The organism is Onishia taeanensis, assembly GCF_900100755.1.
GTDB lineage: Bacteria > Pseudomonadota > Gammaproteobacteria > Pseudomonadales > Halomonadaceae > Onishia > Onishia taeanensis.
In genome coordinates this window covers 97,254-108,948 of the sequence record NZ_FNCI01000012.1, presented here as the reverse complement: position 1 = coordinate 108,948, position 11,695 = coordinate 97,254, and the positions used below count along the sequence as shown (strand labels likewise).

At 64.0% G+C, this 11,695-nt stretch carries 9 protein-coding genes; 2 read left to right on the top strand and 7 right to left on the bottom strand.

Going from position 1 to position 11,695, the window contains the following annotated elements:
• Positions 1-423 (top strand): transposase (locus BLR71_RS13800; protein ID WP_175491686.1); only part of this gene is annotated, 423 nt, incomplete at its 5' end.
• Positions 424-587: 164 nt separating this feature from the next.
• On the opposite strand, the gene ppsA is transcribed toward BLR71_RS13800, so the two are convergent.
• Positions 588-2,960 (bottom strand): phosphoenolpyruvate synthase, encoded by a 2,373-nt coding sequence (gene ppsA / locus BLR71_RS13795; RefSeq protein WP_092527547.1) that lies wholly within the window; start codon positions 2,958-2,960, stop codon positions 588-590.
• Between the two features lie 370 nt (positions 2,961-3,330).
• Between ppsA and ppsR the strand changes: the two genes are divergently transcribed.
• Positions 3,331-4,164: a posphoenolpyruvate synthetase regulatory kinase/phosphorylase PpsR gene (ppsR, locus tag BLR71_RS13790; protein WP_092527544.1), complete on the top strand. Its 834-nt coding sequence runs from the start codon at positions 3,331-3,333 to the stop codon at positions 4,162-4,164.
• A 66-nt stretch (positions 4,165-4,230) separates the two neighbouring features.
• On the opposite strand, the gene BLR71_RS13785 is transcribed toward ppsR, so the two are convergent.
• The 6 genes from BLR71_RS13785 to BLR71_RS13760 all read right to left on the bottom strand — a co-directional run bounded on the left by BLR71_RS13785 (position 4,231) and on the right by BLR71_RS13760 (position 11,653).
• A complete protein-coding gene (locus tag BLR71_RS13785; protein ID WP_092527541.1) occupies positions 4,231-5,436 on the bottom strand; it encodes a CaiB/BaiF CoA transferase family protein in 1,206 nt (401 codons plus the stop codon).
• A gap of 46 nt (positions 5,437-5,482) precedes the next feature.
• Positions 5,483-6,664 (bottom strand): acyl-CoA dehydrogenase, encoded by a 1,182-nt coding sequence (locus tag BLR71_RS13780; RefSeq protein WP_092527538.1) that lies wholly within the window; start codon positions 6,662-6,664, stop codon positions 5,483-5,485.
• Between the two features lie 111 nt (positions 6,665-6,775).
• A complete protein-coding gene (locus BLR71_RS13775) occupies positions 6,776-8,149 on the bottom strand; it encodes an MATE family efflux transporter (RefSeq protein ID WP_092527535.1) in 1,374 nt (457 codons plus the stop codon).
• Positions 8,150-8,299: 150 nt separating this feature from the next.
• Positions 8,300-9,334 (bottom strand): 3-hydroxyisobutyrate dehydrogenase, encoded by a 1,035-nt coding sequence (gene mmsB / locus BLR71_RS13770; protein WP_281241776.1) that lies wholly within the window; start codon positions 9,332-9,334, stop codon positions 8,300-8,302.
• Positions 9,298-10,413 (bottom strand): enoyl-CoA hydratase/isomerase family protein, encoded by a 1,116-nt coding sequence (locus tag BLR71_RS13765; protein ID WP_092527529.1) that lies wholly within the window; start codon positions 10,411-10,413, stop codon positions 9,298-9,300. The genes mmsB and BLR71_RS13765 overlap by 37 nt, the downstream gene beginning before the upstream one ends.
• Positions 10,414-10,486: 73 nt before the next feature.
• Positions 10,487-11,653, bottom strand: a complete 1,167-nt coding sequence (locus BLR71_RS13760; RefSeq protein ID WP_092527526.1) for an acyl-CoA dehydrogenase family protein — start codon at positions 11,651-11,653, stop codon at positions 10,487-10,489.
• Positions 11,654-11,695 lie beyond the last annotated feature (42 nt).

The following is an 11,695-nucleotide window of genomic DNA, read 5'->3' as shown; positions in this document are numbered from 1 at the left end:
CAGAAAAGCGACTTCACCTACCTGCCAGATGCCGATGCCTACCGCTGCCCGGCGGGTCAGTTACTCCACCACAAGATACGTAACACCCACCAGAAGAGACATTTATATGTCCGTACCGGCTGCAGTCAGTGCCCCTTGCAGGGGCAATGCACGACGTCGGACCGACGCTGGGTAACCCGACACTTCCATGAGGAAGCCCTGGAGCAGGCGCAGTGGCAGGCCACGCCTGAACGCATGGTTCGGCGCATGGCAACCGTCGAGCCCACCTTCGCTACCTTGAAGCGCCTGCTCAACAAGGGGCGGCTGACCTGCTGGGGGCTCGCTTCCGCCGCCAGTGAATATAGCCTGGGTGTGCTCTGTTATAACCTGATGCGGGTGATCAATATCCTTGGGGTGAAGGGGGCGTTGGCCAGGCTCTGTTGAGTCCGGCCTCGTCCTCTGTCGCCATTTCCAAAACTGGCACTGAAATGAAGACTGCCCCGGCAAAGCCGAGGCAGTCTTCTGGAGCGCCGCCCCGAGGCTGGTGACGGGTTATCACACAGCCTCTAGAAGGGCGGGGTTTGGATCGTACGGCAATGAGTGGCGACTTAGCCGATGGTTTCGCCGGCCAGCATGAACCAGGTCTCGAGCACCGCATCCGGGTTCAGCGACACCGTGTCGATGCCCTGCTCCATCAGCCACTTGGCGAGATCCGGATGATCCGAGGGCCCCTGGCCGCAGATGCCGACGTACTTGCCCTGCGCCTTGCAGGCCTGGATGGCCATCGAGAGCAGCTTGAGCACCGCCGGGTTGCGCTCATCGAACAGATGGGCAATCACCCCGGAATCCCGGTCCAGCCCCAGGGTCAGCTGGGTGAGGTCGTTGGAGCCGATCGAGAAGCCGTCGAAGTGCTCGAGGAATTCATCGGCGAGCAGCGCGTTGGCCGGCAGCTCGCACATCATGATCACCTTGAGGCCGTTCTCGCCGCGCTTGAGACCATTCTCGGCCAGCAGATCGACGACACCACGCGCCTCTTCGGTGGTGCGCACGAAAGGCACCATGACCTGAATGTTGTCGAAGCCCATCACATCGCGTACCCGCTTGAGGGCCTGGCACTCAAGATCGAAACACGGCCGGAAGGATTCCGACAGGTAACGGGAAGCACCCCGGAAGCCGAGCATGGGGTTCTCTTCTCCCGGCTCATAGTTCTTGCCGCCGATCAGGTTCTCGTACTCGTTGGACTTGAAGTCCGACAGCCGCACGATGACCTTCTGCGGGTAGAACGCCGCGGCCAGGGTGGAAATCCCCTCGACCAGCTTGTCGACGTAGAAGCTCACCGGATCGTCATAGCCCGCGGTGCGCTGCTCGATGGTCTGCTGAAGCTCGACCGGCAGGGTGTCGAAGTCGAGCAGCGCCTTGGGGTGCACGCCGATCATGCGGTTGATGATGAACTCGAGCCGCGCCAGGCCGACGCCGGCATTGGGCAGGCTCGAAAAGTTGAAGGCACGGTCCGGGTTGCCGACGTTCATCATGATCTTGAAGGGCAGCTCGGGCATGCTGTCGACGCTGGTGGTCTTGCACTCGAAGTCCAGCAGCCCCTCGTAGACATGACCGGTATCGCCCTCGGAGCAGGAGACCGTGACCTCCTGACCGTCGCGCAACACGCTGGTAGCGTCGCCAGAGCCGACCACCGCCGGAATGCCCAGCTCGCGCGCGATGATCGCCGCGTGGCAGGTACGCCCGCCACGGTTGGTGACCACCGCCGAGGCGCGCTTCATGATCGGCTCCCAGTCCGGGTCGGTCATGTCGGTGACCAACACGTCGCCCTCGTTGATCTTGCCCATCTCGTCGGGGGTCATGATCACCTTGACCTCGCCGCTGCCGATGCGCTGGCCGATGGCACGGCCGGTGATCAGGTTGCGCCCCTTCTCACGCAGGTGGAAACGCTCGAGCTTGCCGCCTTCGACCTGGGACACCACCGTCTCCGGGCGGGCCTGAACGATGTAGACCTTGCCGTCGTCGCCGTCCAGGGCCCACTCGATGTCCATCGGACGCTGGTAGTGGCGCTCGATGATCATGGCCTGGCGCGCCAGCTCCATGACCTGCTCATCGTTGACGCAGAAGCGACCGCGATCGGAGAGCGGAACATCCACGGTTTCCACCGACTTGCCGGCGCTGGCATCGCCGGTGTAGATCATCTTGATCAGCTTGGAGCCCAGGTTGCGACGCAGCACCGCCGGACGACCGGCGTCCAGGGTCGGCTTGTGGACATAGAACTCATCGGGGTTGACCGCGCCCTGCACCACCGTCTCGCCGAGACCCCAGGAGGCCGTGACGAAAACGGCGTCGCGGAAGCCCGATTCGGTGTCGAGGGTGAACATCACGCCGGAGGCGCCAGTCTCGGAACGCACCATCTTCTGGATGCCGGCCGACAGCGCGACGTTTTCGTGGGCATAGCCCCGGTGTACCCGGTAGGAGATCGCCCGGTCGTTGAACAGCGAGGCAAACACCTCGTGCACCGCGCGCTTGATGTTGTCGAAGCCTTCGATATTGAGGAAGGTTTCCTGCTGGCCGGCGAAGGAGGCATCCGGCAGGTCTTCGGCGGTGGCAGAGCTTCTCACCGCGACCTTGAGATTGGGGTGGCGGGCGACCATGGCATCGTAGGCTTCACCCAGCGCCGCTTCGAAGGCCGGGGGCAGCGGAGTGTCGATCACCCACTGGCGGATCTCGGCGCCGGTCTTGGCCAGGGCTTCGACGTCATCGACATCGAGTCGCGTCAGCGCCTGGTTGATGCGTTCGTTGAGGTTGTCGTGGGCGAGGAATTCGCGATAGGCATGAGCGGTGGTAGCAAAGCCGCCAGGCACGCTGACGCCAGCGTTGGCCAGGTTGGAGATCATCTCGCCGAGCGAAGCGTTCTTGCCACCTACGCGCTCGACGTCATTCATACCGAGCTGGTCGAACCACTCAATGTACTGATTCACGGACTCTTTCACGCGACCCCCTAGTCGACTGGTGACACTCACTGGCAACGATCGCCGCCTCGCGATCAACGGCCGCCATTGCTGAATGCTAAGCACCCTATCAAGCGGCGGGGATGTTCGCCATTGGTCTAATAGCGAAGTCACTGGAGGATTTTTACAACACAGCCGCTTTTGACCAGATTCTTGTAGTCCGCCGGCTCAGCGTCACCGGCAATCCGCCGGCCGAGACTGCCACCAGGCCGCTTGGCGCTTGCCGCGGCGGGCATCAACCGAGACAATCGAGCGACTCTAGCGCCACTACTTAATCTAATCGTCGCCGCTAATTAATCATGACCGGCCAGTCGCCACGACAAGAACCAAAGGTTCCCCCATGCCACGTACCGCCTTTTTCATCTCCGATGGCACCGGCATCACCGCCGAAACCCTGGGCCGCAGCCTGCTGGCGCAGTTCGAGAGCGTCGAGATTCGCATGATCACCAAGCCCTACATCGATGACGCCGAGAAAGCGCAGGCGCTGGTGAACAGCATCCATGCCACCGCCGCCCGAGACGGCGAGCAGCCGATCATCATCGACACCATCGTCGACGAGAACGTGCGGCGTATCGTGTCCACGGCGCCCGGCTTCAAGGTAGACATCTTCTCGACCTTCTTGAAGCCACTGGAAGAAGAGCTTGCCACCCACTCCACCTATACCGTGGGGCGCACTCACTCCATCGGCCAGGACGATGTCTACATGAACCGCATCGACTCGGTGCATTTCGCGCTGGACAACGACGACGGCGCGCGGCTCAACCAGTACGACAAGGCGGACGTCATTCTGGTCGGTGTCTCGCGCTGCGGCAAGACGCCGACCTCGCTGTACCTGGCGCTGCAGTTCGGTATCCGCGCCGCCAACTATCCGCTGACGGAAGACGACTACGACGAGGACGGCACCCTCAAGCTGCCCCGCGCCCTGGCGCCTTACCGTAACAAGCTGTTCGGCCTGACCATCGCCGCCCCACGCCTGGCGGCGATTCGCAGCGAGCGCCGACCCAACAGCCGCTACTGCTCGATGGATCAGTGCATGCAGGAAGTCGCCCAGGCCGAAGCGCTATATCGCCAGATGCATATCCCCTACATCGATACCACGCGCTTCTCGATCGAGGAGATCTCCACCCGCATGATCGCCGAGGCCGGGCTACACCGCCGCTTCAGTCCGCGCTAAGCCGGCCCAGCGCAGACATAGACAAAGGCACAGTCATAAAAAAAGTCCCCAGGCTCAGCGCGACACTTAACGCACTACGCCCAGGTCGCGCAGCTTGGCGATGTCGTCGGCCGACAGTCCCATCTCGGTGAGCACCGCGTCGCTGTCGGCTCCCAGCGCCGGCGGTGCTACATCGCTGGTGCAGGAGACCCCATCGAAGCGCAGCGGGTTGGCCACCTGCGGCACGTCCTGACCGGCCCGCTCAAGGGTTCTGACCAGGCCGCGATGACGCACCTGAGCATCCTCTAGGGCCTCGGCCACGCTATGGATCGGCCCCGCTGGAATGCCGTGGGCCTCGAATGCCGCCAGCCAAGCATCTCGTGACCGCTTGGCCAGGCACTCGGCGATCTTCTCGACCAGTGGCTGGCGATGGGCAACCCGGGCGGCATTGGTGGCGTAAGCCGGATCTTCTGCCCATTCGGGGTAATCCAGCAGTGCGGCGAGCCGCGCGAACTGGCCGTCGTTGCCCACCGTCAGCACCAGGTAGCCGTCGGCGCAGGCAAAGGCCTGATAGGGCACGATATTGGGATGGGCGTTGCCGTGCCGCTCGGGGGCATGACCGCTGACCAGCGTGTTCAGCGCCTGATTGGCCAGGGTAGCCAGTTGCACGTCGAGTAGCGCCACATCGATGTAGCGCCCGCGACCGGTGCGAGAGCGCTCGTCCAATGCGGCCAGCACCCCGACCGTGGCATAGAGCCCGGTCATCACGTCGGTGATCGCCACGCCGGTCTTCATCGGCATGCCGTCCGGCTCGCCGCTGAGGCTCATCAGCCCGCCCATGGCCTGAATCATGAAGTCGTAGCCGGGTCGCCCGGCATAGGGGCCGTCTTGGCCGAAACCGGTGATCGAACAGCCGATCAGCCCGGGATTTTCGGCCTTGAGGGTCTGATGGTCGAGGCCATAACGGGCAAGTCCGCCGACCTTGAAGTTCTCAATCAGAATATCGGCGCGGGCCGCCAAGGCGCGAATCAGCGCTTGGCCTTCGGGCCTTGAGATGTCCACGGCCAACGACTGCTTGCCGCGGTTGGCGCATAGATAATAGGCCGCTTCGACCGGGTCGCCGGCGACGTCCTCGAGCCAGGGTGGCCCCCAGGCGCGGGTATCGTCGCCGCGGCTGGGGTGCTCGATCTTGATCACCCGGGCGCCTAGGTCGGCCAACAACTGCCCGGCCCATGGGCCGGCCAGCACCCGCGACATATCCAGCACCACGCGGCCTTCCAGGGGTCCGCTCATCTTGAGCTCCTTGCTCGTTCGGGCTGATCTTTTCTGGTGTCAGTCGTTAGCCGGAAAACGCCTGGATACCGGTCTGGGCACGGCCAAGAATCAAGGCGTGAATATCGTGGGTGCCCTCGTAGGTATTGACCGCCTCGAGGTTCATCACGTGGCGGATGACGTGATACTCGTCGCTGATGCCATTGCCGCCATGCATGTCCCGGGCAACGCGGGCAATATCCAACGCCTTGCCGGCGTTATTGCGCTTGATCAGCGAAATGGCCTCGGGCACCAACTGGCCGCCATCGATCATCCGCCCGACCCGCAGCGCCGCCTGCAGGCCAAGGGCAATGTCAGTCTGCATATCGGCGAGCTTCTTCTGGATCAGCTGATTGGCGGCTAGCGGACGACCGAACTGCTTGCGATCCAGAGTGTATTGGCGACCGGCATGCCAGCAGGCCTCGGCGGCGCCCATGGCGCCCCAGGCGATGCCATAGCGAGCGCGGTTGAGGCACGAGAACGGCCCCTTCAGGCCGGTAACGTTGGGCAGGCATGCCTCTTCGCCGACCTCGACGTCGCTCATCATGATCTGGCCAGTGATCGAGGCCCGCAGGCTGAACTTACCCTCAATCTTGGGGGCGGTCAGGCCAGGCATGCCCTTCTCGAGGATAAAGCCACGCAGAATGCCCTCTTCGTCCTTGGCCCAGACGACGAAGACATCGGCGATTGGCGAATTGGTGATCCAGGTCTTGCTGCCGTTGAGGCGCCAGCCGTTTTCGGTGCGCACCGCCCGGGTGCTCATGCCGCCCGGATCGGAGCCATGGTCCGGCTCGGTAAGACCGAAGCAGCCGACCCACTCGCCGCTGGCCAGCTTGGGCAGGTATTTCTCACGCTGCGCCTCGCTGCCGAAGGCATGGATCGGGTACATGACCAGGCTCGACTGCACGCTCATCGCCGAGCGATAGCCGGAATCGACCCGCTCGACTTCCCGGGCGATCAGGCCATAGCTCACATAGTTGAGACCAGACCCGCCGTAGCCGTCGAGCGTCGCCCCGAGCAAGCCAAGCTCCCCCATCTCGTTCATGATCTCGCGATCGAAATGCTCATGACGGTTGGCCTCGAGCACTCGCGGTAGCAGCTTGTCCTGGCAGTAGTCGTGGGCGGTGCGCTGAACCATGCGCTCGTCCTCATCGAGCTGGTCGATGAGGCGCAAGGGGTCATCCCAGGTAATCGGCGTGATCTGGCTCATGGCGGGCTCCTAAATAATATCGACATTTAAATATAATGTAGATCAAAAGCCCCACTCTGCCAAGCCGACCTTGGTCGCGGCCGTTTACTGGCGCTAGGCCTGAGACTCCTTTCAGCCCTGCGACTGACGCTGGTGGGCCAGCACCGCTCTCAGCCGCCACCAGGCAATGCCCGCCATGATCAGATTGGCCGTCAACATGCCGGTGAAGATGCCCTGCGGCCCCGCCAGCCGGCTACCCAGCCAGGCCAAGGGCACGAACAACACGAAGAGGCGCACCACGGAAAGCGCCATAGCATCCCGGGGCCGATGCAGGGCATTGAGCGACGACACCGAGAGAATCACCACGCCCTGGGCGCCAAGCCCCAGCGGCACCAGCCAGATAAAGGCCCGTAGCACCTGGCCTACCTCCGGCCCCTCGGCATAGCGCGCGGTCAACCAGGGCGCTAGGCCCTGCAGCCCGGCCCAGATCGCCAGTTGCCAAACCAGCACGAAGCCCAGGCAGCCGCCGATGGCACGGCGTACCCGTGCGAGCTGGCCGGCCCCCAGGTTCTGGCTGACTAGCGGCGACAGCGTCATGGAAAGCGCCAGCACCACGATCTGGGCAATCGCATCCAGCCGCGAGCCGACCCCGAAAGCCGCCACCGCCGCGTGACCATGGTCAGCAACGATACGGGTCACCAGCGCCATGGCCACCGGGGTGAACAGGCTGGTGACCGCCGCCGGCAGCGCAATGCGCCCGAGTGCCTGCCAGGACTCTGCAAGCGCACTTAAACTAAGCCCTCGCAGGGCGATCAGGCCGCGCAGTCGCGGCTGGCAAATCAGCCCCAGGGTCATCAGCCCCCAGCTCAGCACCGTGGCCAGTGCCGCCCCGGCCACCCCCATCGCTGGCACGGGGCCGACACCGAAGATCAGCAAGGGGTCGAGCACCAGATTGAGAACCGCCGCAGCCCCCATCGACAGCCCCGCCGCCAGGGTGTTGCCGTGAGCACGCAGCACGCTGTTGATGATGCGTGGTGCGATCACCAGGGCCGCGCCCCAGTACCACACGCCCATGTAAGCGTCGAGATAGGGCATCAGGGTCGCATCGGCCCCCAACAGCGAGAATAGCGCCTCGATGCTGGGCAGCCCGGCAAGAGTCACCAGCGCCCCGACGAGCAACGACAAAAACACCGCATCCGTGGCACGTCGCGCCACGAGGTCGTGACGCCCCTGGCCGAGCAAGCGCCCCACCACCGCCGAGGTGCCGATGCCGAGTCCGATCGCCAGGCTGATTACCGCGAAGACCACCGGAAAGGTAAAGGACACCGCCGCCAGCGGCACGGTACCGAGCTTGGCGATATACCAGGCATCCACCAGGTTGAAGGTCATCATCGCCAGCATGCCGCCGATCACCGGCAGCGTCTTGCGCACCAGGGTGCGGCCAATGGGCGCCTCGAGCATCGAGCCCCGCCGGGCGGGTGAATCGGGAGAAGGTGTCGACGACATGGCAACCTCGGTCGAAAAGGGACGTCATTGTGCCCCACTCAGGCCAAGGCCCCAACGTAAGCAAGGGCCGGCAACGTCTGACGTCGCCGGCCCTCTCTGGCTATTTCTCTGCCTAGCTATCTTGCTGTCTATTCTATTGCTCGCTGCGTATTAGTCCTCGTCGCGGCGATAAAGACGCTGAATGCTCGAAAAATCGAGCCCGCCGTTGCCGTTGGCCGCATGTAGGGCAAAGAGGTTGCGCGCCTGAGACCCCATAGGCACCGTCGACTTCGAGCCCAGCGCCAGCTCCCAGGCAAGGCCCAGATCCTTGGCCATCAGGTCGGTATGAAAGCCGCCCTGGTAACCGTTGGAGGCCGGCGCCTTCTCCATCACCCCAGGCCAGGGGTTGTAGCCGTTGAGCGCCCAGTTACCGCCGCTGCTCTGCTTCATTACCTCGGAGAGCACCGCCGGGTCGAGGCCGTTCTCGACGCCTAGCGCCAGGGCCTCTGCGGTGCCGCTCATCAGAATACCCAGCAGCATGTTGTTGCAGATCTTGGCTACCTGACCGGCCCCGGTTTCGCCCGCATGGAAGATGTTCTTGCCCATGGCCTCGAGAACCGGCTTGGCCCGCTCGAAGCCTTCGTCGCTGCCACCGACGATGAACGACAGGGTGCCGGCGACGGCACCGCCTACCCCGCCCGATACCGGGGCATCCACGAAGGCAAAACCGCGCTCGGCGGCGGCGGCCCCCACGGTGCGGGAATCATCCGGGGCGATGGTCGAGGCATCGATGATCAGCGGGTTGCCGGAGAGGGTGTCGAGCAGCCCCGGGGCACCGTCTTTGCCAAGATAAAGCCCCTTCACATGGGCGCCGGCTGGCAGCATCGAGACCACCACCTCGGCCTCCTGGGTGACCGCCTCGGCGCTTGCGGCCCGGCTGGCGCCGGCGTCCTCGAGGGTTTGCATGGCCTGCTCCGAGAGATCGAAGACGCAGACATCATGGCCAGCCTTGACGAGGTTGGTGGCCATGGGGCCTCCCATATTGCCAAGACCGATAAAGGCGATACGCATGGCGTGGCTCCTTGTTGATTTGTTGTAGGACCGCTGTTGGTTAGGCGCTGTTAGTAGTGTGTTGTTATGGCGCGACTCTGCGCCTCTGCTCGATCGCGTTACAACTCGCGCAGCGGATGCGTTTCTGGCCCCCAAAGCGGGCTTAGCAGGGCCTCGATATCGGCCTGGGGCACCGCACCGACGCTTTCATGCGACCAGCGAGGATTCTTGTCCTTGTCGATCAGCAGCGCTCTCACGCCCTCGGAGAGATCGCCTTTCACACAGCACTGCACCGAGAGGTTGAGCTCTTCCCGGAAGGCCTCGGCAAGGCTGGTGTGGGAATGACGCCGGGTCATCTGCCAGACCAACTGGGCACTTAGCGGACAGCCAGCGGCGAGCCGCGCCCGATTGGCAGCGAGCCAGTCATCCTGATCGCCATGGTCGAGAATGCGCGCGGCGGCATCCGAGGCCGATGCGCAGGCGGTGAGGTATTGCAAGTGATCGCGATGCGGCCAGAGCTGGGCGACGGGTGCCTGGCCCCGATCCTCGAAGCGGTCGAGCACACGGCCCACCACGGCTTGCAGTGCCTGTGCGCCATCGGCGTTGCCGAAGTCGGCGGCTAGCAGCGCCTCGAACAGGGCCTCCCGGCTCGCCCGAGGCACGAAGCGGTCGGCCAGGCCCAGGTCCAGGGCATCCCGCGCATTGAGTTGAGCGCCGGTCAGGCCCAGGTAGGCGCCGATGCCCGGCGGCATACGGTTGAGGAACCAACTGGCACCGATGTCCGGATACAGGCCGATGCTGATCTCCGGCATCGCCAGCAGAGAGGTCTCGGCGACCAGCCGATAACCGGCACCGGCCATCAGCCCCATGCCGCCGCCCATCACGATGCCGTCGCCCCACACCAGCAGCGGCTTCTCATAGCAGTGGATCTGGTAATCGAGGGCATATTCAGCGGTGAAGTAGGTCTCAGCAAAGGCGCCGCCCTCCCCAGATTGAATCGCCTTGTACAGCGCGACGATGTCACCGCCGGCACAGAATGCCTTCTCGCCGGCGCCCTCCAGCCAGACGGCGACGACCCGCTCGTCTTCTGCCCACTGGCTCAGGCGGGCTGAGAGCTGTTCGATCATGGCCAGCGACAGGGCATTCAGCGCCCTTGGGGCATTGAGGGTCGCCACCCCGATAAGCTGCCCTTCGCCAGTGGGGCGCTCCTCGAACAGCACGGGTGCATCGGTCATCGGTCGGACTCCTTGTCGGTCATCGTGTCTCAGAGACGGTGGGGGATGGATAGCTCAGCCACCAGGCGAGGCCTCACTGCAGCGACTCGATCACACCATCGGCGAGCAGGCGCCGGGCGCTGATCACGCGCATGATCTCGTTGGTGCCCTCGAGAATCTGGTGTACGCGGGTGTCACGCACCAGTCGCTCCAGCGGGTATTCCTTGATATAGCCATAGCCGCCGTGCAGTTGCAGGGCCTCGTTGCAGACGTTGAAGCCCATGTCGGTGGCGACCCGCTTGGCCATGGCGCAGTGAGCCGTCGCTTCCGGGTCGCCCTGGTCGAGACGCCAGGCCGCATGGCGCACCATCAGCCGCGATGCCATCAAATCACTTGCCATGTCGGAAAGCTTGAACTGCAGAGCCTGAAAGCTCGATAGCTCGCGGCCGAACTGCTTGCGCTGGCCCAAGTAGTCGCGGGACAGCGTCAGCGCGTGCTGGGCAGCCCCCAGCGAGCAACTGGCGATATTGAGCCGCCCACCGTCGAGGCCCTTCATGGCCAGGCGGAAGCCCTCGCCTTCTTCGCCGAGACGATTGCCGACCGGCACGCGCACGTCATCGAAGCTGACCAGCCGCGTTGGTTGGCTCTTCCAACCCATCTTCTCTTCGTTCTTGCCGTATTCGATACCCGCAGTGTCGGCGGGCACCAGGAACGCAGAAATACCCCCAGCACCGGAATCAGGTGCGCCGGTGCGGGCCATGACCACCAGCACATCGGTGGCCCCGGCCCCAGAAATGAACATCTTCGAGCCGCTGATCCGGTACTCGTCGCCTTCGCGTACCGCCTTACTGCGCAGGTTGGCTGCATCAGAACCGGCACCCGGCTCGGTCAGGCAGTAGGAGGCCAGCAGCTCGCCGCTGATCAGCCGTTCAAGCCAGGTCTCGCGCAGCGCCTCGCTGCCCCAGTTGGCAATCATCCAACTGGCCATGTTGTGAATGGTCAGGTAGGCGGTGGTCGAGATGCAGCCCTGGGCGAGCTGCTCGAAGATCAGCGAGGCCTCGAGCCGCGAGAGCCCCAGCCCGCCCCGCTCCTCATCGATGTAGATGCCAAGAAAGCCGGCTTCACCGGCACGCTTGATGACATCCACCGGGAAGTGCGACCGGGCATCCCAGTCGGCGGCATGGTCGGCAAGCTCGGCGCGGCAGAAATCCGCCGCCGCCTGCTGCAAGGCGTACTGGTCCTCGGTGAGTGCAAAATCCATGTTGATCTCCTCTGACGTCACCGGCCGGCAGACCTATCGACA